The organism is uncultured Pseudoflavonifractor sp. (assembly GCF_944387805.1).
In the GTDB taxonomy this organism is placed as follows: Bacteria; Bacillota; Clostridia; order Oscillospirales; family Oscillospiraceae; genus Pseudoflavonifractor.
Genome location: NZ_CALXGI010000009.1, coordinates 30,636 through 56,748, shown reverse-complemented (window position 1 = coordinate 56,748; position 26,113 = coordinate 30,636). Strand labels below are relative to the sequence as shown.

The 26,113-nt window shown below is 59.8% G+C and carries 28 protein-coding genes; 21 read left to right on the top strand and 7 right to left on the bottom strand.

Features of this window, described 5'->3' with window-relative positions; genetic code table 11:
* Positions 1-62 precede the first annotated feature (62 nt).
* From Q0K06_RS04310 to Q0K06_RS04255, 12 genes are all read left to right on the top strand, one after another.
* Positions 63-4,244 carry a PolC-type DNA polymerase III gene (locus Q0K06_RS04310; RefSeq protein ID WP_294549019.1) on the top strand — a complete coding sequence of 1,394 codons (4,182 nt, stop codon included), beginning with the start codon at positions 63-65 and terminating at the stop codon, positions 4,242-4,244.
* A gap of 167 nt (positions 4,245-4,411) precedes the next feature.
* On the top strand, positions 4,412-5,581 hold the full coding sequence (gene hisZ, locus Q0K06_RS04305) for an ATP phosphoribosyltransferase regulatory subunit (protein WP_294549017.1): 1,170 nt from the start codon (positions 4,412-4,414) through the stop codon (positions 5,579-5,581).
* Complete coding sequence (hisG, locus tag Q0K06_RS04300) at positions 5,578-6,216, top strand: ATP phosphoribosyltransferase (protein WP_277216106.1); 639 nt, start codon at positions 5,578-5,580, stop codon at positions 6,214-6,216. Before hisZ ends, hisG begins: the two co-directional genes overlap by 4 nt.
* The gene (gene hisD / locus Q0K06_RS04295) at positions 6,216-7,514 is read left to right on the top strand and encodes a histidinol dehydrogenase (RefSeq protein WP_294549014.1); all 1,299 of its coding nucleotides are present in this window, start codon (positions 6,216-6,218) and stop codon (positions 7,512-7,514) included. The genes hisG and hisD overlap by 1 nt, the downstream gene beginning before the upstream one ends.
* The gene (gene hisB / locus Q0K06_RS04290; protein WP_294549012.1) at positions 7,514-8,125 is read left to right on the top strand and encodes an imidazoleglycerol-phosphate dehydratase HisB; all 612 of its coding nucleotides are present in this window, start codon (positions 7,514-7,516) and stop codon (positions 8,123-8,125) included. The genes hisD and hisB overlap by 1 nt, the downstream gene beginning before the upstream one ends.
* The gene (locus Q0K06_RS04285) at positions 8,125-8,508 is read left to right on the top strand and encodes a DUF3795 domain-containing protein (protein WP_294549010.1); all 384 of its coding nucleotides are present in this window, start codon (positions 8,125-8,127) and stop codon (positions 8,506-8,508) included. The genes hisB and Q0K06_RS04285 overlap by 1 nt, the downstream gene beginning before the upstream one ends.
* Positions 8,509-8,558: 50 nt before the next feature.
* On the top strand, positions 8,559-9,167 hold the full coding sequence (gene hisH / locus Q0K06_RS04280) for an imidazole glycerol phosphate synthase subunit HisH (protein ID WP_294549008.1): 609 nt from the start codon (positions 8,559-8,561) through the stop codon (positions 9,165-9,167).
* Positions 9,164-9,886 carry a 1-(5-phosphoribosyl)-5-[(5-phosphoribosylamino)methylideneamino]imidazole-4-carboxamide isomerase gene (gene hisA, locus Q0K06_RS04275; protein ID WP_294549006.1) on the top strand — a complete coding sequence of 241 codons (723 nt, stop codon included), beginning with the start codon at positions 9,164-9,166 and terminating at the stop codon, positions 9,884-9,886. Before hisH ends, hisA begins: the two co-directional genes overlap by 4 nt.
* On the top strand, positions 9,880-10,677 hold the full coding sequence (gene hisF, locus Q0K06_RS04270; RefSeq protein WP_294549004.1) for an imidazole glycerol phosphate synthase subunit HisF: 798 nt from the start codon (positions 9,880-9,882) through the stop codon (positions 10,675-10,677). The genes hisA and hisF overlap by 7 nt, the downstream gene beginning before the upstream one ends.
* Positions 10,670-10,996, top strand: a complete 327-nt coding sequence (gene hisI, locus Q0K06_RS04265) for a phosphoribosyl-AMP cyclohydrolase (RefSeq protein ID WP_294549002.1) — start codon at positions 10,670-10,672, stop codon at positions 10,994-10,996. Before hisF ends, hisI begins: the two co-directional genes overlap by 8 nt.
* Positions 10,997-10,999: 3 nt before the next feature.
* A complete protein-coding gene (gene hisE, locus Q0K06_RS04260) occupies positions 11,000-11,329 on the top strand; it encodes a phosphoribosyl-ATP diphosphatase (protein WP_294549000.1) in 330 nt (109 codons plus the stop codon).
* Positions 11,330-11,437: 108 nt separating this feature from the next.
* Positions 11,438-12,616: an iron-containing alcohol dehydrogenase gene (locus Q0K06_RS04255; RefSeq protein WP_294548998.1), complete on the top strand. Its 1,179-nt coding sequence runs from the start codon at positions 11,438-11,440 to the stop codon at positions 12,614-12,616.
* 45 nt (positions 12,617-12,661) lie between these two features.
* Here Q0K06_RS04255 and Q0K06_RS04250 read toward each other — a convergent pair whose 3' ends face one another.
* A complete protein-coding gene (locus Q0K06_RS04250; protein ID WP_294548996.1) occupies positions 12,662-13,165 on the bottom strand; it encodes a nitroreductase family protein in 504 nt (167 codons plus the stop codon).
* 337 nt (positions 13,166-13,502) lie between these two features.
* On the opposite strand from Q0K06_RS04250, the gene Q0K06_RS04245 reads away from it, so the two are divergent.
* The 3 genes from Q0K06_RS04245 (at position 13,503) to Q0K06_RS04235 (ending at position 15,632) form a co-directional block, all read left to right on the top strand.
* Positions 13,503-14,150, top strand: coding sequence for a redox-sensing transcriptional repressor Rex (locus Q0K06_RS04245; RefSeq protein ID WP_294548993.1), 648 nt, complete (start codon positions 13,503-13,505; stop codon positions 14,148-14,150).
* Positions 14,151-14,154: 4 nt separating this feature from the next.
* A complete protein-coding gene (locus tag Q0K06_RS04240; protein WP_294548991.1) occupies positions 14,155-15,306 on the top strand; it encodes a hypothetical protein in 1,152 nt (383 codons plus the stop codon).
* Between the two features lie 170 nt (positions 15,307-15,476).
* Positions 15,477-15,632, top strand: a complete 156-nt coding sequence (locus tag Q0K06_RS04235) for a hypothetical protein (RefSeq protein WP_294548989.1) — start codon at positions 15,477-15,479, stop codon at positions 15,630-15,632.
* Positions 15,633-15,717: 85 nt separating this feature from the next.
* Here the strand turns inward: Q0K06_RS04235 and gltX are convergent, their stop codons facing one another.
* On the bottom strand, positions 15,718-17,202 hold the full coding sequence (gene gltX / locus Q0K06_RS04230) for a glutamate--tRNA ligase (protein ID WP_294548987.1): 1,485 nt from the start codon (positions 17,200-17,202) through the stop codon (positions 15,718-15,720).
* A gap of 192 nt (positions 17,203-17,394) precedes the next feature.
* Here gltX and trpS point away from each other — a divergent pair, with 192 nt between their 5' ends.
* The 4 genes from trpS to Q0K06_RS04210 are packed head-to-tail and all read left to right on the top strand — an operon-like array spanning position 17,395 to position 21,516.
* The gene (gene trpS, locus Q0K06_RS04225; protein WP_294548985.1) at positions 17,395-18,396 is read left to right on the top strand and encodes a tryptophan--tRNA ligase; all 1,002 of its coding nucleotides are present in this window, start codon (positions 17,395-17,397) and stop codon (positions 18,394-18,396) included.
* Between the two features lie 33 nt (positions 18,397-18,429).
* Positions 18,430-19,545, top strand: a complete 1,116-nt coding sequence (locus Q0K06_RS04220; RefSeq protein ID WP_294548983.1) for an MraY family glycosyltransferase — start codon at positions 18,430-18,432, stop codon at positions 19,543-19,545.
* A complete protein-coding gene (wecB, locus tag Q0K06_RS04215; RefSeq protein WP_294548981.1) occupies positions 19,542-20,699 on the top strand; it encodes a UDP-N-acetylglucosamine 2-epimerase (non-hydrolyzing) in 1,158 nt (385 codons plus the stop codon). The genes Q0K06_RS04220 and wecB overlap by 4 nt, the downstream gene beginning before the upstream one ends.
* Positions 20,700-20,739: 40 nt before the next feature.
* Positions 20,740-21,516 (top strand): hypothetical protein, encoded by a 777-nt coding sequence (locus Q0K06_RS04210; RefSeq protein ID WP_294548979.1) that lies wholly within the window; start codon positions 20,740-20,742, stop codon positions 21,514-21,516.
* A gap of 6 nt (positions 21,517-21,522) precedes the next feature.
* On the opposite strand, the gene Q0K06_RS04205 is transcribed toward Q0K06_RS04210, so the two are convergent.
* The 3 genes from Q0K06_RS04205 to Q0K06_RS04195 are packed head-to-tail and all read right to left on the bottom strand — an operon-like array spanning position 21,523 to position 22,663.
* Positions 21,523-21,825 carry a hypothetical protein gene (locus tag Q0K06_RS04205; RefSeq protein ID WP_294548978.1) on the bottom strand — a complete coding sequence of 101 codons (303 nt, stop codon included), beginning with the start codon at positions 21,823-21,825 and terminating at the stop codon, positions 21,523-21,525.
* A complete protein-coding gene (locus Q0K06_RS04200; RefSeq protein WP_294548976.1) occupies positions 21,818-22,339 on the bottom strand; it encodes a hypothetical protein in 522 nt (173 codons plus the stop codon). Before Q0K06_RS04200 ends, Q0K06_RS04205 begins: the two co-directional genes overlap by 8 nt.
* Positions 22,340-22,381: 42 nt before the next feature.
* Positions 22,382-22,663, bottom strand: a complete 282-nt coding sequence (locus Q0K06_RS04195; protein WP_294548974.1) for a hypothetical protein — start codon at positions 22,661-22,663, stop codon at positions 22,382-22,384.
* Between the two features lie 86 nt (positions 22,664-22,749).
* On the opposite strand from Q0K06_RS04195, the gene Q0K06_RS04190 reads away from it, so the two are divergent.
* Positions 22,750-23,223 carry a YfcE family phosphodiesterase gene (locus Q0K06_RS04190; RefSeq protein WP_294548972.1) on the top strand — a complete coding sequence of 158 codons (474 nt, stop codon included), beginning with the start codon at positions 22,750-22,752 and terminating at the stop codon, positions 23,221-23,223.
* 4 nt (positions 23,224-23,227) lie between these two features.
* Positions 23,228-24,013 carry a type III pantothenate kinase gene (locus Q0K06_RS04185; protein ID WP_294548969.1) on the top strand — a complete coding sequence of 262 codons (786 nt, stop codon included), beginning with the start codon at positions 23,228-23,230 and terminating at the stop codon, positions 24,011-24,013.
* A 36-nt stretch (positions 24,014-24,049) separates the two neighbouring features.
* Here the strand turns inward: Q0K06_RS04185 and sigG are convergent, their stop codons facing one another.
* Both sigG and Q0K06_RS04175 read right to left on the bottom strand, forming a co-directional pair.
* Positions 24,050-24,820 carry an RNA polymerase sporulation sigma factor SigG gene (sigG, locus tag Q0K06_RS04180; protein WP_294548967.1) on the bottom strand — a complete coding sequence of 257 codons (771 nt, stop codon included), beginning with the start codon at positions 24,818-24,820 and terminating at the stop codon, positions 24,050-24,052.
* A gap of 179 nt (positions 24,821-24,999) precedes the next feature.
* A complete protein-coding gene (locus Q0K06_RS04175; RefSeq protein ID WP_294548965.1) occupies positions 25,000-26,055 on the bottom strand; it encodes an LCP family protein in 1,056 nt (351 codons plus the stop codon).
* Positions 26,056-26,113: the final 58 nt, after the last annotated feature.

The window sequence follows — 26,113 nt, the reverse complement described above, 5'->3', positions numbered from 1 at the left end:
AGAGCGGGCCGGAGGATGATTTCCCGGCCTGGAGCGAAACCGTGTGTGGGAGCGTTGGTGCTATGCCTGAGCAAAAGATACCCTTTTTAAAACTGTTTTCCGCCTGGCAGCCGGAGGGGGAGCTGGCAGCCCTGGCCGCCGGGTGCAATGTCACCGGGGCGGTCATCGACCGGACGACCCGGTCCATCTCTGCCCGGGTGGAGTGTCCGTCCCACCCTGCCGATGACCTGCGGCAGCGGTGGGAGCACTCCCTGGCCGATACATATCAGGTGGGCCGGGTGGTGCTGGAGCTGCTGTGCCCCCAGAGCGAGGCGGCAGCGGAGTCTGGGGCTGCTTCTGCCGCTGTGGAGCCGCAGCCGGAGCCTGTGCCGGCGCCGCCGGTGGAGCAAGCGCCTCCTGCTGCAGAGAGCGTGCCCGTCCCCCAGGAACCGGCCCATCAGGAGACCGAGACGGAGGCGGCCTTCCGCCGCACCGAGGAGATCCGCCGCCAGGCTCTTCAGAAGCTGAAGGTTTCCCGTCCGTCCGCCAAAAAGGCGGACAGCAAAAAGAACACAGGTAAGCTCATTTTTGGCCGCCGGGAGATCAAAGGCGAGGTGACTGCCATGAAGAGCCTGAACCTGGACATGGGCACGGTCACTGTTAAGGGCGATGTCTTTGCTGTGGAGCACAAGGAACTGAAGAAGCGGGGAGCCTGGGTTATCGGCTTTGATATGACCGACTACACCGGCTCTATCCACGTCAACAAGTTCTGTCCCGGAGACGAGGGCAAGCCCATCGTGGACAGCGTGAAGGAGGGCATGCACCTTCTGGTTCAGGGCAAGCTGACGGTGGACCGTTTCTCCGGCGAGATGGTGCTGGAACCCTACGCCATTATGGAGGGGAAGAAGGAAACCAAGCAGGACAATGCCCCGGAGAAGCGTGTGGAGCTTCATCTCCACACCACCATGTCCACTATGGACGCCCTGACGCCCGCCAAGGCGGTGGTCAAGCGGGCGGAGGGCTGGGGCCACCGGGCCATCGCCATCACCGACCACGGCGTGGCCCAGTCCTTCCCGGACGCCTGGCATGCCGCCAAGGACATCAAGGTGCTCTACGGCGTGGAGGCCTATTACATCAACGACGTGGATGACCGGGTGGTAATCCACGGAGAGCAGGAGCAGGACTTCACCGGTGAGGTAGTCTGCTTCGACATTGAGACCACTGGCCTGGACAACCGGCGGGATGTGATCATTGAGATTGGTGCGGTCATCCTGCGCAACGGCGAGATCGCCGAGACCTTTGATACCTTTGTCTCCCCCGGCCGCCCCCTGAGCCGTGAAATTGTGGAGCTGACCAGCATCACCGACAAGATGCTGGAGGGAGCCCCCTCTCAGGAGGAGGCCATCCGGGCCTTCCTGGAGTTCGCCGGGGACCGTCCCCTGGCCGCCCACAATGCCGAATTCGACATGGGCTTTATTGCTGAGGGCTGCCGCCGGTACGGCATCCCCTTTGAAAAGACCTCCATTGACACGCTGATTCTGGCCCAGAACCTGCTGCCCGACCTGGGCAAGTACAAGCTGGACATTGTGGCGGAGCACCTGCGGCTGCCGCCCTTCAAGCACCACCGGGCCGACGCAGACGCCGGCATGGTGGCCTATATGCTGGTGCCCTTCTTCAAGATGCTGGAGGACTTGGGCATCCACACCCTCCAGTCCATCAACCCGGAGATGACCCGCCTGCGGGTCAAGGGAAAGGCCCGCCGCCAGCCCAAGCACCTGATTGTGCTGGCTAAGAACAATATAGGCCTGCGGAACCTGTACACCCTCATCTCCAAGGCCCACCTGGAACATTTCAAGCGGTATCCCATCATGCCAAAGAGCCTCATTAACCAGCACCGGGAGGGCCTGATTTTGGGCTCCGCCTGCGAGGCGGGCGAGCTCTTTGAAGCGGTGGTCAAGCACAAGGACTTCAATGAGCTCAAGCGCATCGCCTCCTGGTATGACTTTCTGGAGATCCAGCCCCTGTGCAACAACGCCTTCATGCTCCGCAAGGGCATGGTCCGGAGCGAGGAGGAGCTGCGGGACTTTAACCGCACCATCGTGGCTCTGGGCAAGGCGCTGGACAAGCCGGTGTGCGCCACAGGCGACGTCCACTTCCTGGACCCGGAGGATGAGATTTACCGCCATATCCTGCTGGACACCAAGGGCTTTGAGGACTGCGACGCGCCGCTGCCCCTGTACTTCAAGACCACCGAGGAGATGCTGGAGGAATTCTCCTACCTGGGCAAAGAGGACTGCTACAACGTGGTGGTCCGCAACACCAACCTGGTGGCCGACTGGTGCGACCGCATCAACCCCCTGCCCAAGGGCCTGTTTGCCCCCAAGCTGGAGGACTCCGCCGGCGAGCTGTCCCGGCTGGTGTGGGGGAAGGCCAAGTCCCTCTACGGCGAAGAGGTGCCTCAGATTGTGTCTGACCGCATCAACGCCGAGCTGGGAGACATTCTGAAGCGGCACTACGACGTGATCTACATGTCCGCCCAGAAGCTGGTGCAGAACTCTCTGGAGCACGGCTATCTGGTGGGCTCCCGCGGCAGCGTAGGCTCTTCCCTGGTGGCCTTCATGTCGGGTATCACGGAGGTAAACTCCCTGCCGCCCCACTACCGCTGTCCCAACTGCAAGCACTCTGACTTTGAAATCGCCAAGGAGCTGGGGGCGGGCTGCGGCGCGGACATGCCCGACGCAGTGTGCCCGGTCTGCGGCGCCCAGTACGCCAAGGACGGCTTCAACATCCCCTTCGAGACCTTCCTGGGCTTCGGCGGAGACAAGGTGCCCGATATCGACCTGAACTTCTCCGGCGAGTACCAGGCCAAGGCCCACCGGTATACCTTTGAGCTCTTCGGAGAGACCCACGTGTTCCGGGCCGGCACCATTGGCACGGTGGCAGAGAAGACCGCCTTCGGCTACGTGAAGAAATATCTGGAGAAGCGGGGCATCCATGTGCCCCGTGCAGAGGAGAACCGGCTGGCACACGGCTGCACCGGCGTCAAACGCACCACCGGCCAGCACCCCGGCGGCATGGTGGTCATTCCCCAGAACCGGGAGATCTACGATTTCTGTCCCGTTCAGCACCCTGCCGACGACCCCAACACCGACATCGTCACCACCCATTTCGAATATCACTCCATGGAGTCCAACCTGCTGAAGCTGGACATGCTGGGACACGATGACCCCACCATGATCCGCATGCTGGAGGACCTGACCGGCGTCAACGCCCGGACAGATATTCCTTTGGACGACAAAAAGACCATGTCCCTTTTCACCTCCTCGGAGGAGCTGGGATTTGTGGACGATCCGGTACTGGGGCCCACCGGCGCAGTGGCTATCCCCGAGTTCGGCACCTCCTTTGTCCGGGGCATGCTGGAGGACACCAGCCCCAGCGAGTTTGATATCCTTATCCGCCTGTCCGGCTTTTCCCATGGCACCGATGTGTGGTTGGGAAACGCCAAGGACCTCATCGTCAACCAGGGCATCCCGGTCGGCCAGGCCATCGGCTGCCGCGACGACATCATGCTCTTCCTTATCTCCTGCGGCATGCCGGAGAAGCGTTCCTTTAAAATCATGGAGTCGGTCCGAAAGGGAAGAGGCCTGCCTGAGGGCGCAGAAGAGGAGATGAAGGCCGCTGGCGTGCCAGACTGGTACATTGGCTCCTGCAAAAAGATTAAATACCTGTTCCCCAAGGCCCACGCCGTGGCCTACGTGATGATGGCCTTCCGCATCGCCTGGTTCAAGGTCCACCGGCCGCTGGCCTTCTACGCGGCCTATTTCTCTATCCGGGCCAAGGCCTTTGACGAGACCTATATGTGCCGGGGAATGGATGTGGTCAAGGCAAAAATGAAGGAGATCAAGGCCAAGGACAAGGAGGCCACCGCTGTGGAGCAGGACATGCTCACCACCCTGGAGGTGTGCTACGAGTTCTATCTCCGCGGCTTCACCTTTGAGCATGTGGACCTGTACAAGTCCCACGCCATCAACTTCATCTTCAGCGAGACCAACGACAAGGCGCTGATTCCGCCCTTCTCAGCCATTCCCGGCCTGGGCGAGACGGCGGCCTGGTCCATTATGGAGCAGCGGGAGGGGAAGGAGTTTATCTCTGTGGAGGAGTTCTCCGCCGCCTGCCCCAAGGTTTCCAAGACTCATATTGAAATGCTCAAAGCCGCCGGCGCCATGGATGGAATGCCGGACACCAGCCAGATGACTCTGTTCTGAGGCGGGGCTTTCTCTGTGGCTGCGCAGGTGACCGGTGAGCTCCGGCCGCCTGCGCAGCATTACTATTTGCCGGGATGTGCGGGAAGGAGGCCGGGAAAAGAATCTTGACTTTAACATGGTAATGTGCTAATATGAAAAAGCAAAAATCGGGTATAGGAGGATTCTGCGTGAATTACACGGTACATACCCCCGAGGGCACCCGGGACCGGCTCTTTGCCGAGTGCCGGGAGCGGCGCCAGGTCCAGCGGGCGCTGACGGCGCTCTTCCGCCGCCGCAGCTATGCGGAGATCATCACCCCCGAGGTGGAGTTCTACGACCTCTTTCTCCAGTCGGGCAACCCCTTACCCCAGGAGGCCATGCTGAAGATTATCGACCGCTCCGGCAAGATTATGGTCATGCGGCCTGACTGTACCACCCCTATCGCCCGGGTGGCGGCCACCAAACTGCGCACCTTACCCCTGCCCCAGCGGCTCTACTATGACCAGACCGTGTTCCGGTCCGGGGACGCCCACCGGGGCGGCAGCAGTGAGATTGCCCAGTGCGGCGTGGAACTCATTGGTGCGGCGGGCAAGAAGGCCGACCTGGAGATGGTGGCTCTGGCTGTGGACGCGCTGAAGGCCGCCGGCCTGGAGCGATTCCATGTGGAGCTGGGCCATGTGGGCTTTTTCCGGGAGCTGACTGCCCGGGTGGATATGCCGGCGGAGGCGGCGGAGCAGATGCGCTCCCTCATTGAGGGCAAGAACTTCGCCGCCCTCAACGACCTGCTGGAGCCCTATGACGGCCAGCCCGCCGTCCGACCCCTCCGCCGCCTGCCCTATCTCTTCGGCGGGGCCGAGGTGCTGGATGAGGCGGAGACCCTCTCCGGCGGCAGCGACGCCCTGGACTACCTGCGGGACCTGTACGGCGAGCTGAAGCATGCAGGCTACGGAGACCACATCCGTTTTGACCTGGGCCTGGTCCATCAGATTGACTATTACACCGGCGTGGTCTTCCGGGGCTACGTGGAGGGAGCGGGAGACGCGGTCCTCTCCGGCGGCCGGTACGACAAGCTGGTGGGCGCCTTCGGGCGGCCCGCTCAGGCCACCGGCTTTGCCGTGGACGTGGACGCGGTGGCGGCCTGCCTGCCCGCGGCCGCTCCTGTCAGGCTGGAGATGCTGATCCACTATGGAGACGGGGAGTTTGCCCGCGCTCTGGCAGTGCTGGATGTCCGGGAGCCCGGCTCCTGCGAGCTGTCCCCCTGCCGGGCCCTGGAGTCCACCCTCAGCCTGGCCCGTGAGAAGGGGGCGTCTGTGGTGCTGGTGCTGGAAAACGGCGGAGAGAGGTTGGTGGAGGTATGAGTCAGAATCTGAGAATCGCCCTGACCAAGGGCCGCCTGCAGGACAAGGCCGTGTCCCTCTTTGAGGCCATGGGACTGGACTGCACCCCCATCAAAAACCCGGGCCGCCGGCTCATCCACACCATCCCAAACTACCCCCTGGACGGGGTGCTGGCCAAGGCGCCCGACGTCATCACCTACGTGGAGCACGGCGTCTGTGACCTGGGCATCGCCGGAAAGGACACCATTCTGGAGCAGGGCGGCGCCTTTTACGAGGTGCTGGACCTGGGCTTCGGCAAGTGCCGCTTCGCCCTGGCGGTGAAGGAGGGCAGCGATTTCTACGGCACTTATAAGACCCGGCGCATTGCCAGCAAGTACCCTAACGTGGCCCGTGCCTTCTTTGCCAGGAAGGGCATGGATGTGGACATCATCAAAATCGAGGGCAGCGTGGAGCTGGCCCCCATCCTGGGCCTGGCCGACGCCATCGTGGACATTGTGGAGACAGGCGCTACTCTGAAAGAGAACGGCCTGGTGCCCATTGAGACCGTGGCGCCGGTGAGCGCCCGGCTGATTGTCAACACAGCCAGTATGAAGCTCCGCAAGGCGGAGATTCAGGATTTTATCGCCAGATGTGAGCGGGAATTGGAGAAAAAGTGATGCTGGAGATTATTCGTGCCGATGGAACGGCGGAGCGAAACAAAATCACAGCCATGCGGGCCAGAGCAGCCCAAGTGAGTGCAGATGTAGACCGCGCGGTGGCTGATATTCTAAGAGATGTAAGGGAGAATGGCTTTGCAGCTGTAAAGGAGTACTCCCTTCGGTTTGACAAGGCGGAACCCAGGGAAATTTCCAGAGAAGAGCTGGACGCGGCCTATGCCGCCTGCTCCCCGGAGCTGATCGCCGCCATGGAGCGGTCCGCTGCCAACATCCGGGACTACAATGAGCACCTGCTCTCCCGCACCATGGAGTGGCGTTCGCCTGACGGCGGCGTAGTGGGCCGGGTGGTCCGGGGGCTGACCCGGGTGGGTATCTACGTGCCCGGCGGTACGGCGGCCTATCCCTCCTCGGTGCTGATGAATGCGGTGCCTGCCAAGGTGGCGGGGGTGGAGGAGATTGTGATGGTCACGCCCCCCACCGAGAACCTGAACAGCGCCGTGCTGGCCGCAGCCAAAATCGCCGGGGTGGACCGGGTCATCGCCGTGGGCGGCGCCCAGGCAGTTGCCGCCCTGACCTACGGAGCCGGGTTCATTCCCAGAGTGGATAAGCTGGTGGGGCCGGGCAACGCCTTTGTGGCGGCGGCCAAGCGGATGGCCTACGGCAAGCTGGACATCGACATGGTGGCCGGCCCTTCTGAGGTTCTGGTTATTGCCGACGGCAGCGCCAACCCGGTGTATGTGGCCGCCGATCTGCTGAGCCAGGCCGAGCATGACCGGCTGGCCTCCGCCATGCTGCTCACCACCAGCATGGAGCTGGCCCAGGCGGTGGATAAAGAGATTATCCGCCAGACCGGATATCTGAGCCGCAGCGAGATCATGGAGGCCTCCCTCCGGGACTTTGGCTGCGCCATCGTCTGCGACACTCTGGACGACTGCGCCGCTCTGGCCAACGAGATCGCCCCGGAGCACCTGGAGATTGTGACCAGGAACCCCCGAGCCCTGCTTCCGTCCATCCGCAACGCCGGCGCGGTATTCCTGGGGGCCTGGTCCCCGGAGCCACTGGGGGACTATATGGCGGGACCGGACCACGTTCTGCCCACCAGCGGCACCGCCCGCTTCTTCTCGCCCCTGAGTGTGGACAGCTTTCTCAAGACCATGAGCGTCATTGCCTACGAGAAGGAACAGCTGGCGCCAGTGAAGGACCAGATCATCGCTCTGGCCGAGGCGGAGCGGCTCACCGCCCACGCCAACGCCATCCGGGTGCGCTTTGCAGAGGCGCCATCCAAGGAGGAATGTTGATGGAGACCCATGTGTACAAGGCGGGGGACGCCCCGGTCCGGGCCTATGCCATGGAGCGCAAGACCAAGGAGACCCAGATCAGCGTGAACCTCTGTCTGGACGGGGGAGAGGTGAAGATATCCACCGGCATCGGCTTTTTTGACCACATGCTCCACGCCCTGGCCTTCTACGCTGGCTTTGGTCTGGAGCTGGAGGCCAAAGGCGACCTGGAGGTGGACGGCCACCACACGGTGGAGGACACCGGCATCGTCCTGGGCCAGGCCTTCTGCCGGGCCATCGGCGGACGGAAGGGTATCCGCCGCTTTGCCAGCGCCTATGTGCCCATGGACGAGGCTCTGGCCTTCACCGCGCTGGACATCTCCAACCGGCCCTTCCTGGTCTACGATGCGGAAATGCCCCAGGAGCGGATAGGGGAATATGACGCCTGCCTTACCGAGGAGTTTATGCGGGCCTTCGCCGTCAACGGGGGAGTGACCCTTCATATGAAGGCCCTCTACGGCCGCAACTCCCACCACATCACCGAGGCCCTGTTCAAGTCCCTAGGCCTGGCCCTGAAGGACGCGGTGAAAATAGAGGGGAGCGGCGTCACCTCCACCAAGGGGGTATTATAATGAAACCCGAGTTGGGAATTGGATATTGTGGATTGGCCTGCTGCCTGTGCAGTGAGAATGAGACCTGTGCTGGCTGCCGAAACGGCGGCTGTGAGGAAAAAAACAGCTGCAAATGCTATCAATGCTGCGTGGAGCAGGGCTTTGCCGGCTGCTGGGAGTGCGCCGCATTTCCGTGCAGTGGAACCATTCTGGACAAGAAGCGGATTCGGGGCTTTGCCGCCTTCGCGGCTCAATATGGAGCGGAAAAACTGATGAAGTGCCTGGCGCGCAATGAGAAGGCCGGAGTGATTTATCACAACCCCGGCACGCTGACAGGCGATTATGACCGGGTGGGAGACGAGGCGGAGCTTTTTCGCCTTTTGCTCGAGGGACCGGATAGATGAGAAACGTATGTCCCGGAATCTTGGGCTGCCGAACAGGGGGAGAAGAATAGATGGGCTATACCGCAATCGTGGACTACGGCGTAGGCAATCTGAAGAGCATTGCCAACGCGATGAAATACCTGGGGCTGCCTACCCAGGTCACAGACGACGCCGGAGTGCTGGAGCGTGCCGAGGCAATTATCCTGCCCGGCGTAGGGGCCTTTCCCGACGCGGCGGATCGCCTGCGCCGGTCCGGACTGGACAAGGCGGTGGTGGCACAGGCAGAGCAAAAGCCTGTCCTGGGTATTTGCCTGGGCATGCAGCTGCTCTTCGACATGGGCGAAGAAGTGCGATGCTGTAAAGGACTTGGACTTGTCCATGGCCGCGTCAAGCGAATTGAGACCGACCAGAAGCTGCCCCATATCGGCTGGAACAGCCTGACCTTTCAGAACGACGCCCCTATTTTTCGGGGGCTGGAGGACGGCGCGTGGGTCTACTTTGTTCACTCCTACTGCGGCGTAGCCGCATCGGAAGAGGACGTGATCGTCCGGACAGAGTACGGCGTGTCGGTAGTGGCGGCAGTGCGCAGCGGCAATGTGTACGGCTGCCAGTTCCACCCGGAGAAGAGCGGGGAGACCGGCCTGCAAATCCTGAAAAACTTTGGGGAGCTGAACCGATGAAACTTTTTCCTGCCATTGATATGAAAGACGGTAAGGTCGTAAGGCTTTACAAAGGAGATTTTGCAACGGTTCACCAGGTTGCTGACAATCCTCTCACCGTGGCCCGTGCCTTCTACGGCGCCGGCGCCCGCCACATCCACATGGTGGACCTGGACGGGGCCCGCAGCGGCATACGGGTGAACTTCCCCATGATCTATCAGGTCATTCAGAACTCCGGCCTCAAGGTGGAGCTGGGCGGCGGCATCAAGACCGAGCTGGACGTAATCACTGTGGGCGAGTCCGGCGTGGACCGGCTGGTCATCGGCTCTGCGGCGGTCACCAATCCCGGTCTGGTGTCCTACGCTCTGGGACTCTACGGGGACCGGGTGGCCGTGGGCATCGACAGCCTCAGCGGCAAGGTACGCACGGCCGGCTGGGAGGAAAACTCCGGCCTGGACTACCTGGAGTTTGCCGCTCAGATGGAGTCGCTTGGCGTAAAGAATATTATCTTTACAGATATTGCGACGGACGGAATGCTGTCCGGCCCCTCCTATGAGCAGCTGGCGCAGCTCCAGAAGACGGTGTCCTGCAACATCACCGCCTCGGGCGGTGTGTCCTGCCTGGATGACATTAAGCGCCTGCGGGACATGGGGCTCTACGGGGCCATCATAGGCAAGGCCTACTACGCCGGGACCATCGACCTGGCGGAGGCGGTAAAGGAGGCTGGAGATCAATGCTAGCCAAACGGATTATTCCCTGTCTGGACGTGCGTGACGGCCGGGTGGTCAAGGGAGTCAACTTTGTCAATATTCGGGACGCGGGGGACCCGGTTGAGCTGGCCAGGTATTACTCGGACGCAGGAGCAGACGAGATTGTCTTTCTGGATATTACCGCCACCAGCGACAACCGAAACACGGTGGCCGACGTGGTGGAGCGGACGGCGGAGCAGGTCTTTGTGCCCCTGACTGTGGGAGGCGGCATCCGCACTCTGGAGGACTTCCGGTTGCTGCTCCGGGCCGGAGCGGACAAGATTTCGGTGAACTCTGCGGCGGTGAAGGACCCCACCCTTATCTCCCGGGCAGCGGAGCGGTTCGGCTCTCAGTGCGTGGTTTTAGCCATTGACGCCCGCGGCAGGGGGGACGGCACCTGGGAGGTGGTGACCGCCGGCGGCCGCAACCCCACCGGGCTGGATGCGGTGGAATGGGCCAGAGAGGGCCAGCGGCTGGGGGCGGGGGAGATCCTCCTCACCTCCATGGACGCCGACGGTACCAAGGCAGGCTTTGACCTGCCTATGACCAGAGCGGTCACCCAGGCGGTGAGCATCCCGGTCATCGCCTCGGGAGGCTGCGGCAGCCTGGAGCACTTCGCCCAGGTCTTTGAGGAGACCGGCTGTGACGCGGCCCTGGCGGCGTCCCTCTTCCACTTTGGCGAGCTGACCGTGGAGGAGGTCAAGGAATACCTGCAGGGCCGGGGTATCCCGGTTCGCCGGTCAGAGAAGAGCGAGTGGATGGGAGGCCGGCTGCATGTTTGATTTGGAAGCGCTGTTTCAAAAGTCGGAGCTGATTCCGGTGATTATCCAGGACGCGGACACCCTGGAGGTACTGATGCTGGGCTTCACCAACAGGGAGGCGGTGGAGCTGACCATCAAAACGAAAACCGCCTGGTTCTGGAGCCGCAGCAGGCAGAAACTGTGGAACAAAGGGGAGAGTTCAGGCCATTTCCTCCATGTGGAGCGGATGGTTACCGACTGCGACACCGACACCCTGCTCTACTTCTGCCATCCCGTAGGTCCCACCTGCCACACCGGGGCCAAGAGCTGTTTTTTCCGTGAAATCGCAATGGAGGAATGACAAATGAACGACGAAGTTTTAAAGCGGCTTTACCAGGTGGTGCTGGACCGGAAGGCCAACCCGCGGGAAGGGTCATATACCTGTTATCTCTTTGACAAGGGCGTGGATAAAATCCTCAAGAAGGTGGGTGAGGAGTGCGCCGAGACCATTATCGCCGCGAAAAACGGCGTGGAAGCAGACACGGTAAACGAGTGCTCCGACCTGCTTTATCATCTGATGGTCCTGCTGGCGGCGCAGAATATCCCGCTGGACGCGGTGCTCGCCGAACTGGACCGCCGCAGCGCTAAGATTGGAAACCTCAAGCAGATGCGGGTCACCGACCACAATACTTGATACAGAAGAAAAAGGCCATATCCGTTATATTCCGGATATGGCCTTTTGTCTGAGTTTGTAGTATACTAATGCCGGATGTAAGCTCTGCCTCAAAGGAGGAATTGCAAGATGAACGCCTTTACCTATCATATACCCACCAGAGTTATTTTCGGTGAGAACACAGAGAGACAGACTGGCCGGGCGATTCGGGATGCGGGGGGAACCAAGGTTCTGATCATCTGCGGCCGCAGCGCATTGAAAAGCGGCCTGATGCAGCGTATCGTTGAGTCCCTGGACGAGGCCGGACTGCCTTGGGTGGCAGTAAGCGGCGTACAGCCCAATCCTCGCCTGAAGCGGGCCCAGGAGACTGTGGACACCTATGCCTACCGAGGATTTGACTTTGTATTGGGTGTGGGCGGCGGCAGCGTGATTGATACTGCCAAGGCGGTGGCCCACGGTCTTGCCAGACCCGACGTGCCCATCTGGGACTATTATAGCGGCAAAGCCAAGGTGACAGCTTCTCTGAAGAAGGGGGCTGTTCTTACTATTGCGGCAGCAGGCAGCGAGATGTCGGACTCAGCAGTCCTCACCAATGAAGAGAATGGGCAGAAGAAGGGAATTAACACGCCCTTCAACCAGCCGGATTTTGCCATCATGAATCCCGCCCTCACCTGTACGCTGCCGCCCCGACAAACGGCCTGCGGTGTGGCTGATATCATGATGCACACAATGGATCGCTATTTCAGCATCCAGACTGACAACGCTCTCACCGACAGCATTGCCGAGGCGCTGCTTCGTACGGTTATTGAATATGGCCGGGTAGTCATGGACGACCCTGACGATCTGAAGGCCCGGTCTGAAATTATGTGGTGTGGCAGCCTGTCCCATAACGGTCTGACCGGTTTGGGACAGCCCAAGGATTTCTCTGCGCACGCGCTGGGTCATGAGCTCTCCGGCATGTTCGATATTCCTCACGGCGAGAGCCTGACCATTATGTGGCCTGCATGGGCTCGGTATGTATACCGGAACGCCCCTGGACGCTTTGCCCGTTTCGGACGCAATGTCTGGGGAATTCAGGAGGAGAATGAAGAGCGGGCCGCTCTGGCGGCTATCCGCGCCGCAGAGCGGTACTTCTGCGAGGTGCTGAAGCTGCCCGTCTGTTTCAGCCAGGCCATGGGAGTGCAGGATGAAACGACCCTCCGGGATCTGGCTCTGCGTGCCACCTACTATGGAGACCGCAGAGTGGGCCAGCTTCACCCCATGGAGAAGGATGAGATCTATCTGGTCTATCAGATGGCCAACCACTAAAAAATGCAGCGGCGCCCAACGGGCGCCGCTGCAGCTGTGCTGAGGTCAGCCTTTCCAGAAGATGACCTTGTCTGGATCATATTGGTCCACTCTGGGCCGCACTTCGGCGGGCCAGCCCAGTGATACAATTCCCACGGGGAGCAGGTCATCCCCCAGATGGAAGTAGCGGGAGAAACCCTCAATCCGTTCCGGCTTGGGGGCCACGGCGCACCAGCAGGCTCCCAGACCCTGGTGTACCGCCTCTATCAGCAGATTTTCAATAGCGGCGGCGCAGTTGACATACAGATATCCCTCGCTGGCCTCGGCGGTGCGGTTGCCCATGACCAGAATAGCTGCCTGAGCCTGGCGCATCATGCCTGTGTAAGGCTGGAGGGACGGGATGTCATCCAAAGTTTTTCGGTCGGTGATGACCAGAAAGCGCCAGCTCTGGGTGTTGCGGGCGGAGGGGGCGTTCATGGCGGCCCGGAGCAGCTCGGTTAGCACATCGTCCGGAATAGGGCGGTCGGTATAGCGTCGGATGCTGCGGCGGTCAAACAGTTCTTTCAGCATGGGATATTCCTCCTTGTATGGTAAGAAGCAGGCAATGCCGGACCTCTCATGCGGGGCGCGGCTATTACTGAGACGAATCTTTTATCAGAAAACGGCATACAGAATAGCTGCCTTTTGTCCCGCTCTGACGGCTCCGAATGGAAAGGAAAGAAGAGAAGCCTTCGCGCTCATTTTAGCACAGCGAGATGAAAATGAAAAGACGGACCGTGCACGGCGGCAAAATCCAGTGAAAAAAATTGACAAGCGCACGGCCCTGGGGTAAACTAATAAAATAAGCATGAAAATTGGCTTGACGGAAAAATACAGCCAACCAAAATAGAGTGAGTGTGATGAAACGATGAGAAAGCAGAAAGTATCCAGCGCCGTTATTCGGCGGCTGCCGCGGTATTACCGCCATCTGAATGATCTCTTTCAAGCCGGGACCATCCGAATTTCCTCCAATGCGCTGGGAAATTCCATGGGCCTGACGGCATCTCAGATCCGTCAGGATCTGTCCTGCTTCGGTGAGTTCGGGCAGCAGGGATACGGCTATAATGTAGAGAAATTGAGGGGGGAGCTCTCCGATATTCTGGGGATGAACCGCGCTCATACGGCGGTGATTCTGGGCGCCGGCAACTTGGGCCGGGCGCTGATTGAGAATTTTCATTTTGAAAAGAACGGCTTCCAGTTGACCGCCGCCTTTGACGTTAACCCCGCTATCGTGGGCAGTACGATCGGCACGATGATCATCCGTCATGCCGATACGCTGGAGGCGTACCTTGCAGAGCATCCTGCCAGCGTAGGCGTGCTGACGGTTCCCGGCCGGGTGGCCAACGGCCTGGCGGAGCGGCTGGCGGCGGCTGGTGTGAAGGGCATCTGGAACTTTACCAATATTGAGCTGAACCTGTCAGATCGCAATAATGTAATCATTGAAGACGTGCATTTTGCCGACAGCCTGCTGGCTCTGAGCTATATGATTTCCGACGCAGATGACGCCCGGGAGTAACCGAATGAGACGAATCACAGCAGCTTTGCTGGCCATGCTTTTGCTGGCCGGCTGTGCAGCGGCAGTGGCGGCAGGCGGAAGCGCCTCCGATCCGTTGCTGACCCAGTCTTATATTATCAATACCTATATTCCTGAAACTGTGACACAGGCAGATAAAGAAATTCAGGCTGGATTGGGCAAGGTCTATGATGACGCATTGAAGGAACTCAAGGCTCAGGCGGAGCTGTACCAGGCCCGGGCTAACGCGCTGGCAGGGGAGGGCGGCGGGTATGCGGCCTCCTTTACCGAACAGCGGTTCAAGCGGGGGGATATCATTACCCTGGATACCGGTTCCAGTGGAATATTGCTGGCCGGGTCCGCCACCATCTCGTACTCCTCCGGCGGCGTGGTGGACATGACCACAGCCGCTGACATAGCTTCAAGCGCGGCCATGACGGCGCAGCACCGCTATCTGGCTGCGGAGAATACCATGTGCCAGCTGACCATTACCTCGGATACCGCCGTGCTGGCGCCCCAGGGATTTTACTCCGTCGTGAAAAGCAGCGCCACAGATTACAACGAGCTGGCCAATGCCCTGAAAGAAATGGGCCTGTTCAAGGGCGGTGACACAGCCTATGGTGATGGACTGATGCTGGAGAAAACCCCTACCCGCATTGAGGGATTGATTATGTTCCTCCGCCTGCTGGGTGAGGAAGGGGCGGCTCTGGCCACCACGGAGCCCTGTCCCTTTGTAGATGTGCCCGAGTGGTGTCAGAGTTATGTGACCTATGCCTATGCCAAGGGGTATACCAAGGGCGTGGGTGCGGACAGCCCTGAGCTGTATTTCGCCCCCTATGTCACCATTACTGCCGGGGAGTACATGACCTTTGTGCTCCGTGCCCTGGGCTACCAGGACAGCGGTGAGAGCCCGGACTTCCAGTGGGATTCGGCGCTGCTCCGCAGCCTGGAGCTGGGGTGCATTACCGATGGGGAATACAAACTGATGGTAGAAGAGCCCTTCCTCCGGGCTCAGGTGGCCTATGTGTCCTACTATGCGCTGGATGCTAAGATGAAATCCGGCGGGACCCTGCTCAGCTACCTTGCTTCAACGGGAACACTGGATTCCGCTGAGGTTAATCAAGTGCGCTCCAATGTGGCAACAGAGCGAATTGCATAAGCAGAGCCCCCGGCAGCCGCCGGGGGCTCACTTTTTGCCCGTGCAAGACGCCGGAGCGGTGCCGCACCAATCAGAAGGCGGGGCATAGTATGAAGTGAGGCCGCGCAGGAGAGGCCGCCAGGGCAGGCTCCGGCAGCCGGTCTCCATTTTATTTCAGGAGGTACTTCATTATGGGGTGCTGTAATAACGGTTCCGGCTGGGGCGGCTGCGGCTGCCTGTGGATCATCATCCTCATCATCATCCTGTGCTGCTGTTGCGGCGGCGGGAACATGGGCGGCTGCTGCGGTGGCTGCAACAACGGCTGCGGCAATAACTGCGGCTGCTGAGCGATCGGACTGAACATAAGAACAGAGGGCCGGGCGCATCTGCGTCCGGCCCTCTGTCGTGAGAACGCGGGAAGGATGGAGAAACTCAGCCGCCCAACTGGGCGATACCCTTGCGGATCCGGGAGAGTGCCTCGTCCCGGCCCAGAATGTGACACAGCTCCACCGCGCCGCCGGGAGTGACGGCCTTACCGGACAGGGCAGTGCGCACCGGCCACATGATCCGGCCGTTCTTCAGCTCCAGCTTCTCGGCCAGGCCGATGAGGGCGTCGTGGATAGCATCATAGGTCCAGTCGCTCAGGCCCTCCAGCACAGGGAGCACCTGCTTGAGCGCCTCCAGGGAATTTTCCTCGTTGGTTTTCATCTTCTTGTGGCAGTAGAGTTCATTGGAGTACTCAGGCAGGGCGTCAAAGAAGTCCACCTGGGGAGCGATGTCCAGCAGGGTGTCGCACCGGGGCTGGACCAGAGGGGCGATGAGCTTCAGGTCAATGCCTGGGGTTTTGACGGCCTCCCGGAGATAGGGCTCGGCCAGGGCGTAGAAGTCCTCGGGGGAGAGCTCCCGCAGGTATTTGGCGTTGAAATAGCGCAGCTTCTCAATATCGAAGATGGCAGGGGACTTGGAGATGCCGCCGATGTCAAACACCTGGGCGAGCTCCTCCAGGGAGAAAAACTCCCGCTCGCTGTACTCGCCGCGGGGGGACCAGCCCAGCAGAGTGACATAGTTGACCACGGCCTGGGAGAGGAAGCCCTGGGCGATCAGATCCTGATAGGAGGGGTCGCCGTGGCGCTTGCTCATCTTGTTGTGGGCGTCCCGCATGACAGGGGAGCAGTGGATATAGGTGGGCACCTCCCAGCCGAAGGCCTGGTAGAGCAGGTTGTACTTGGGAGCAGAGGAGAGGTACTCGCTGCCCCGGACCACGTGGGTGATGCCCATCAGGTGGTCGTCAATAACGTTGGCGAAGTTGTAGGTGGGCAGACCATCGGACTTGATGAGCACCTGGTCATCCAGGGTGTCATTGTCCACGGTGATGTCGCCGAATACGGCGTCGGAGAAGGTGGTAGTCCCGCCGGCAGGAATCTTCTGCCGGATGACGTGGGGCACGCCGGCAGCCACACGGGCTTTGGCCTCCTCCAGGCTCAGGGAGCGGCAGGGGTCGGCGGAGCGGTCAAAGCTGCCGCTCTCCTCCTCGCTCTCGGTCTTCTCGCAGAAACAGTAGTAGGCGTGGCCCCGCTCCACCAGCAGCTCGGCGTACCTGCCGTAGGTGTCCCGGCGCTCGGTCTGGATATAAGGGGCGACGGGACCGCCGATATCGGGGCCCTCGTCCCAGGTCAGACCGCACTCCCGCAGGGTCTTGTAGATGACCTCAGTGGCGCCCTCCACCAGGCGCTCCTGGTCGGTATCTTCGATGCGGAGGATAAAGGTGCCGTCCTGATGGCGGGCGATGAGCCAGGTGTAGAGAGCGGTGCGCAGGTTGCCGATGTGCATATAACCGGTGGGGGAGGGGGCGAAGCGGGTGCGGACCTTGCCCTTGGGGATGCGGGCCTCCATGTCGTCAAACCATTTCATATCCATGGTGATGCCTCCAGTGGTAATAATTGTGAGAATTACGCCGACAGGCGGAAGTTCTTCTGATCTTTACCATTCTAAAGGTAAGGGTAAAACTTGTCAAGCGGTACGCCATGTGGTATGATAAACTGGTATGTAAATATGCGCTCCAGAAGAGAGAAATAGTTTCTGGCGGCGCAGTCGAGGTGTAAAACAGAAATGGAAACGACAAAGAAAATAATGCTCTCCGGAATCCAGCCCAGCGGAGACCTGCACCTGGGCAACTACCTTGGCGCCATCAAGAACTGGGGCGCCCGGGCGGACGAGTTTGACTGCTACTATTTCATGGCGGATATGCACACCATTACCGTCCGCCAGACTCCCGCTGACCTGCGCCGGCGCACGCTGGAGCAGCTGGCTCAGTATATTGCCTGCGGGCTGGACCCGGAGAAGAACACGCTGTTTGTCCAGTCCCATGTCCACCAGCACGCGGAACTGGCCTGGGTGCTGTCCTGCTACACCATGTTTGGCGAGCTCTCCCGTATGACCCAGTTCAAGGACAAGTCCGCCAAGCACGCCGACAACATTAACGCCGGCCTGTTCACCTATCCCTGCCTGATGGCAGCGGACATCCTGCTCTACCAGCCCGACTTTGTGCCCGTGGGCGAGGACCAGAAGCAGCACGTGGAGCTGACCCGCAACGTGGCCCAGCGGTTCAACCATATCTATGGCGACGTGCTGAAGATGCCTGAGCCCTACATCCCCAAGATGGGCGCCCGCATCATGAGCCTGAACCAGCCCGATACCAAGATGAGCAAGTCCATTCCCGAGGGCTGCGTATTCCTCATGGAGAAACCGGAGGACATCATGCGCAAGTTCAAGCGGGCCATCACCGACAGTGACACGGAGCACTGCATCCGGTATGACCGGGAGAACAAGCCCGGCGTGGCAAACCTGATGAGCATCTACTCCGCCGTAACCGGCAAGACCTTTGAAGAGATCGAGGCCGAGTTTGACGGCAAGGGCTATGGCGCCTTCAAGCCTGTGGTGGGTGAGGCGGTGGTAGAGCTGCTCCGGCCTATTCAGGAGGAGACCCGCCGGCTTCTGGCCGATAAGGCCTATCTGGAGGGCGTCTACCGCGCCGGTGCGGAGAAGGCCTCCTATGTGGCGGAGAAGACCCTGCGCAAGGTCTATAAAAAGGTGGGCTTTCTGCAGCGCTGAAGCCGCAGTTGATTCCGTCTAAAGGAGAAGAACATGAATATAGAACTTCGCGAAATCGGTATGGTGGCGGCTGCTCTGGGCGTGGCGCTGATTGTCGCGTTTATTCTGACGCCGGTGGTCAAATCCCTGGCCCAGAAGGTGGGCGCGGTGGACGTGCCCAAGGATAACCGCCGGATGCACGACCATCCTATTCCCCGCATGGGCGGCCTGGCCATCTTTTTCGGCTTTCTTGTCAGCACTCTGTTCTTTGTGGAGATGACGCCTCAGCTGCGGGGCATGCTGCTGGGCGCCGTGATCATTGTAGTGCTGGGCATTTTTGACGATATCTACTCCCTGAAGGCATCCCTAAAATTTGTGATCCAGATTATTGCAGCCCTGGTGGCTGTGATGTCGGGGAATGTGATCAGCACAATCTCCAATCCCAACGTGTTTTCCAGCAACCTGTACTGGGATTTGGGGTGGCTGGCCTATCCGGTCACTATCATCTGGATTGTGGCCATTACCAACGCCGTCAACCTGATTGACGGACTGGACGGCCTTGCCTGCGGCGTGTCCACCATCAGCTCCATGACGCTGCTGGTTATCGCCATGTCAGTGGGGGAGATGCCCATTGCCCTGATGGTGGCGGCCCTGTGCGGCGGCTGCCTGGGCTTCCTGCCTTACAACCTGAACCCTGCCAAGATCTTCATGGGAGATACCGGCTCCACGTTCCTTGGCTTTGTACTGGCGGTGATCTCGGTGCAGGGCCTCTTCAAGCTATATACCATTATCTCGTTTGTGGTGCCTTTCCTCATGCTGGGCCTGCCTATCTTCGATACCTGCTTCGCTTTCATCCGCCGTATAGCCCATGGACAGAGCCCCATGCACGCCGACCGCAGCCATGTGCACCACCGGCTTATCGATATGGGCTTTTCCCAGAAGCAGGCGGTGGCTGTGCTCTACATCATCAGCGCTATCCTGGGCCTGTCCGCCGTGGTATTGACCACCGAGGGCCCTGTAAAGGCCATGCTGCTGCTGATGGCGCTGTGTGCCGCCGGTGCGGTGGCCGGACAGATCTTCATCCACAATAACAATAAGAAGAACAGGGGTACCCCGCCCCAGAGCCAGGCGGAACCTGAGACACAGACAGGGGAGGAAGAGAAGAAATGAAGCCTATCCGTGTCATGACCATTTTCGGCACCCGGCCGGAGGCCATCAAGATGGCCCCCCTGGTGCAGGAGCTCAGCCGCCGCGAGGGTATCGAGTCCCAGTGCTGCGTCACCGCTCAGCACCGGCAGATGCTGGACTCCGTGCTGGAGATTTTCCGCCTGAAACCGGACTATGACCTGAATATTATGGAGCCCCGGCAGACCCTGTCCACCATTACCACCAAGTGCCTGCTGGGGCTGGAGGAGGTGTTCCAGAGCGCAAAGCCCGATCTGGTGCTGGTCCACGGCGACACTTCCACCACCTTTGCCGGTGCTCTGGCCGCCTTCTATCATCAGATTATGGTAGGCCATGTGGAGGCCGGCCTGCGCACCTGGGACAAATATTCCCCCTATCCGGAAGAGATGAACCGCACTCTGGTGGGAGATATTGCGGACCTCCATTTCTGCCCCACGCCGGCCAACCGGGCCAATCTGTCCCGAGAGGGAATTCAGAACGGGGTATTTATCACCGGCAATACCGTGATTGATGCCCTTCAAACAACGGTTGTAAAGGATTATCACTTCTCAACTGACCTGCTCAACCATCTGGACTATGCGGGCAAGAAAATCATCCTGGTCACCTGCCACCGCCGGGAGAATTACGGCCAGCCTATGGCCAATATCATGACCGCCCTTCGCCGCGTGGCGGATGCCCACGAGGACGTGGAGCTGGTGTACCCGGTGCACCTGTCTCCCGTGGTGCGGGAGGCGGCCGCCAAGTACCTGTCCGGCCATCCCCGGATCCACCTCATCGACCCGCTGGACGTGGAGGAGATGCACAATCTGATGGCCCGCTGCTATCTGGTTATGACTGACTCCGGCGGACTGCAGGAGGAGGCACCCGCACTGGGCCGTCCGGTGCTTGTCCTGCGCCGGGAGACCGAACGGCCTGAGGCCGTGGAGGCAGGCACCGTAAAGATTGCAGGCACTGAGGAAGAAAATGTGTTCCGGCTGGCCCACACCCTGCTGACCGATGCCGAGGCCTACGGCGAGATGGCCCATGCAGTCAACCCCTACGGCGACGGCCAGGCCTGCCGCCGCATTGCCGACGCCATCGAGTGGAAATTTGGCCTGCGGGCCCAGCCCCCTGAGGAATTCAACGCCCTGGGACGATAAGACGGAAAGTAACACACAGGCACGGTAAGGAGGTGGGGGCGTGGAGGGGAGAAACCGGACGATTTTTGTGGTTCTTATCGCCATTGTGATTGTAGTGGCGGTATTTTCCAGCTTTGGCCTCAATCTGTTTGCACCTGCAGCGCCTGAAATTACCCTTCCGGTGGTCACAGATCCGGCAGAGGATGAGGACAGCCAGAGCGGGCAGCCGGCAGATACGGACCGGTATGTTCGGGTTGAAGTGACGCCGGAGACAGTGCAGAACGTGATCCGTACCATGGTTCCCCTCCAGCCGGAGAGCTATTTCCGGACCATCACAGTGGAGACTTCCCTGGGAAATGGGGCTATGGGAACCACAGTCAACCGGGTCTGGCAGGATGCCGGGTGGACCCAGGTGGAATCCACCTGGCCCGGCGGAACCGTGGAGTACACCATTGCGGGAGGCGGAATTGTCTACCGCTGGTATGGCGGCGACAGCACCTGGACTGAGTGGGAAGCGGGGACCCGGGATATCAACATGGCCCAGCGGATTCCCACCTATGAGGACGTGCTGGCACTGAATGCAAAGCTGATTACCTCCGCAGGCTATGAGGAGCGGAACGGGGAATCCTGTGTCTACGTAGAGACGGCGGAGAACGAGTTGGGCAATCGGGAGCGCTACTGGGTGTCAGTGTCCAGCGGTCTGCTGATTGGCGCGGAGACCTGGTGCGGTGACGAACTGGTGATGCGCATGTCCTCCGAACCGGTGGAGATGCCGGTGCCGGCAGATACCGCCTTTACGCTCCCTGACGGCACTGTGCTTCACGCCGTAGAAGGCTGAGCGGGCTCATTCCAGCCCCAGCAGCAGAAGCAGTCCCAGGGTAATCATCAGCTCCACGTCATCTCCGTCTATGAACAGAAAGAGGAGGATGAGCAGGAGCAGCACATCGCCGCTGTCCAGATGATCCAATTTAAGGCTTTTGAGCAAGGAGTGCAGTGCGCCTGCGTCCTTTTCCTCTGTGGAAGGCGCATCGCTGAGGGGAGAGGAGAAGCTTTCGGTATGGCCGGCCCCTGCCCGCTGGACAGGGGGACTATCCTCCTCTGAAATGCGGGTATAGCCGCCGGCGCCGGGGATGTATCGGTTATACATCCTCTTCTTCGCCCCCTTCCTTCTTAAAGACCTGAAAGGCGACCCGGATGACCCGGGAGAGCTTGGCGATCTGGATGGCCTTTTCCAGCTTGGCCTGGCGCTTCTCCTTTAGGAAGGGCTTCAGGGCGTTGAGGAGTGCGGTGCGCCGATCATCCTCGGCACTGTATGCGGAGAACAGACGGAGCGCGATTTGGACCAGCTTAGGGTCCAGACTGCCCAGGGCGGAGAGGGGATTGTCCCCGCTGCTGTTCTGAGACTCATTCTGGGTCTTGCTGCCGGTCAGGCTGGACAGCAGGGCGGCTACCGCGTCTGAATTTGACGTCTGATTGCCGCTTCTCCCGGCCGCCTGGGCCTCGGAAGACGGTTCCGCATGCGGACTGTTTTGAGCGCTGTCCTGTGTGTCAACGCCAGAATCATCCTCTTGGTCTGACAAAGAACGGGCGATGGACATGATTTGCCCCATAGCCTCTGGATTGCCCAGAATTGCATTTAGTTTCTCCTCCAGATCGGCCATGGTTCACCCTCCGTTCCCTGGGAAACCCGGCAACCGCCGAGTTTACTTTTTGGAAAAGGTACTGTTGATGCGCCCGACAATCTCGGCGCCTTCCGTGCTCTTCATCAAGTGTTCCACCATATCGGTAAGGGCTCTGGCATCCCCCTTCATGGCAGCGTCAGCGGCGCCTTTCAGGCTGCCGCCTGCCTGGCGGTTGAGCATCTCCATCAGGGACTTGGTGTCCGGAGAACGCATAATGCGGGCCAGCGCCTCCTTGTTTTTGAGCAGCGCTGCCGCCTCCGGGGATTTCATCAGGTCGCTCAGATTGGATTTTGGTGCAGCCATGGCGTATCCCTCCAGTTAATATTGTATGTATGCAGTCCGTTGAACTTCACTCTCATTCTATGCCCGACAGGGGAGATGGTGCATTGATGAAACTGTTGGTTTTTTCCGATTCCCACGGCAATATTGAACACATGCGCCGGGCGGTGGAGCAGGAGCATCCGGATCAGATTCTCCACCTGGGGGATGTGATGCGGGACGCGGTAGAGCTGTCCCGGGCCTATCCGAATATCCCTCTGGAGCTGGTGCCCGGCAACTGCGACTACGCCACCGACGTGCCCGTCCAGAAGATTTTGTATTTTGAGGGCCGCCGGATTCTGATGACCCACGGACACATCTACCATGTCAAGCTGGGGATAGGCCAGGCGGTCAGGGCGGCTGTGGAGGCCAAGGTGGATGTCCTCCTCTTCGGCCATACCCATGAGGCCTTCTGCTGTGAGCAGGACGGCCTGTGGGTCATGAACCCCGGTACCATCCGGGGCGGTCTGGTGCCCACCTGCGGCATCATTCGCCTGGAGGGGGAGCATACGTCCTGCGAAATCATTGAAATTCCAAGGGGGTAAAGGTATGCTGCTTGCCGTTGACGTTGGCAACACCAATATGGTGTTCGGCATTTATGAGGGAGACAAGCTGGCGGGCAGCTTCCGCCTGAAGACCGATGCCAGCCGGACCGGGGACGAGATCGGCCTGCTGGCTACCCAGTATTTTGAGAAATTTGGTCTGGACGCCAACAGGGTGGAGGATGTGATCATCGCCTCGGTGGTACCCTCTGTGATGTATGCCCTTACCAGCGCTATGGTTCACTATTTCAACCGCAAGCCCCTTGTCATTGACAACGGGGTGGACCCCGGTCTGCCCTACGCGGTGGGCGGGGATGAACGGCTGGGCGCTGACCGCTCGGTGGCCTGCGTGGCCGCTCTGGAGAAATACGGCGCCCCGCTGGTGGTACTGGACTTCGGAACCGCCACCACGGTGGACGCAGTCAGTCGGGAGGGTGGCTATCTGGGCGGCTGCATTACGGCTGGCGTGCGCATCTCCACGGAGGCCCTGTTCCAGAAAGCCGCTATGCTCCCTGATGTAGAGCTTGCAGTACCTGACAAGGTTTTAGGCTGTACAGTTGTTGGCCAGATCCAGGCGGGAGCGGTTCTGGGATATATTGGCGCCATAGAGTATCTCATCCGCCGCACCAAGCAGGAGATGGGGTATCCGGAGGGGGAGATCAAGGTGGTAGCCACCGGCGGACTGTCCCGGTTGGTGGCGGACAACACGGACCTGATTGATCTGGTGGATGAGAACCTGATTCTGGACGGCCTGCGCATTATCTACCGGCGTTATCAAGGGGAAAAAGCATAAAAGCAACACGGGGGAGCGCTGCTCCCCCGTGTCTGTTTACAGGCTTTTTCTGATTTTCCAGATGGCGTTTTTCTCCAGCCGGGACACCTGGGCCTGAGAGATGCCGATTTCAGCCGACACCTCCATCTGGGTTCTGCCCTCAAAAAAGCGGAGGCTCAGGATGTGCCGCTCCCGGTCGGAGAGGTGGGAGATGGCCTCCTTCAGGGCGATCTGTTCCAGCCAGCTCTCATCGGTGTTCCTGCTGTCCTTTACCTGGTCCATAACGCAGATAGCGTCGCCGCCGTCAGAGTAGACCGGCTCATAGAGGGAAACGGGGTCCATGATGGCGTCCATGGCAAAGACCACATCCTCCCGCTTTAAGTCCAGCATTTTGGCGATCTCCTCCATGGTGGGCTCCCGCTGATGCTCGGCGATAAACTTTTCCTTGGCCTGGAGCACCTTGTAGGCGGTGTCCCGCATGGAGCGGGAGACGCGCATAGAGCTGTTATCCCGGAGATAGCGCCTGATTTCACCCACAATCATGGGCACGCCATAGGTTGAAAAGCGAACATCCAAGTCGGTGTTGAAATTGTCGATAGCCTTGATGAGGCCAATGCAGCCCACCTGAAAGAGATCGTCCACATTTTCTCCCCGGTTGCTGAACTTCTGAATGACAGACAGCACCAGCCGGAGATTTCCTGCGATTAACTCTTCCCTGGCGGCCATGTCCCCCTCCTTGGTGCGCTTGAGCAGCGCCACGGTCTCCTCATTTTTCAGCACCTTGAGCTTGGACGTGTTGACGCCGCAGATTTCCACCTTTCCCTGCAAGACGATACCCCCCTGTGAATGCGCTGATTACAGTATCTCCCGGCCCGATGGATTCATACGGGCACTCAGGGAAGTATATTTTTTATTGTGGGACGGTTTTCCCTTGCTTTTGTCAAACAGATGTCAGAAAAGAGAAAGGCTGAATTTCCAAAACGGATTTGGAGATTCAGCCTTTCGTCTTATTCAACCTCAAAAATATTCAGTTCGTCTGCGGACAGAGGTTCGGTATAGGGATTGAGCATGGTGTTCACAATATCCAATACCTCATCAGGATAAAGCTGATAGAGCCAGTCCAAGCCCTTGTAAGACACCTCGCCGTTTCCCGGGAGTGTGGCGGTGGACAGCCCGTTTTCCGGGTCAAAGCCCAAAGCGGGCTCCACAAACCAGAGCATCTCACGGAAACGCAGGTTTGTGTCCACTGTGTCAGAGACAATCTCTATGTAAGAGGGGAGATTTTGAGGGTTGGCCAGGGCCTTTTTGGCGATGGCGGCAAGGAGCTGCTGCTGGGTCCTGGTCCGGCCAATATCGGAGTCCGGATAGGGGATGGTGCCGTCGCTGTTCTTGCGCAGACGGCAGACCTGCAGCGCCTCCTCGCCGGTGAGGTGCTGGAGGCCGGGCTCAAAGTGGATATGCAGGTCCTGGTCCGGCGCATCATAGCTCATGTGGACGGGAATATCGAACTCCACCCCGCCCAACAGGTCCACCAGCTCCACAAAGCCCTCGATGTCAATGATGACATGATAGTCGATTGGAATGCCCAGCAGATTGGATACACAATTTTCCAGTTCCTCGATTCCCTTGCGGTACAGGGAATTGATTCTCAGGGAACCGGCGTTCACCAAGGTGTCCCGAGGGATGGACACCAGGCCGGCAGTCTGGTTGACGGTATCGTAGGTGAGGACCATGATGGTGTCCGTATTGCCGCTGACCTGATCCGTGGCCACCAGAAGGAAGGTGTAGCAGTAAGGCTTCCGCTCGTGGGTGCGGCTGCCCTGCTGATCCGGAGAGGGACTGCCGGATACCTCTGGACTCTGGCTGGCCGGGAGGCTGCTCTCAGGTTGAGACGCCGACGAAGGAGGCGGGGCGGGCGTGGGCTCCTTTGCCAGCAGTTTGTAGGCACAGTAGAAGATTACAATGATAGCAGCGATAACGGCCAGAATGATATAGAGAATCTTCAGTACCTTCCGGGCGATGGCCTGCGGGTTGTGTGAGGGGCTGCTGCGGGAAGGCTTCATAATGCTACCTCCTGAATTGAATTATCTCTCTCTGAGGAGGCCGTCCGGTGGGCAACAG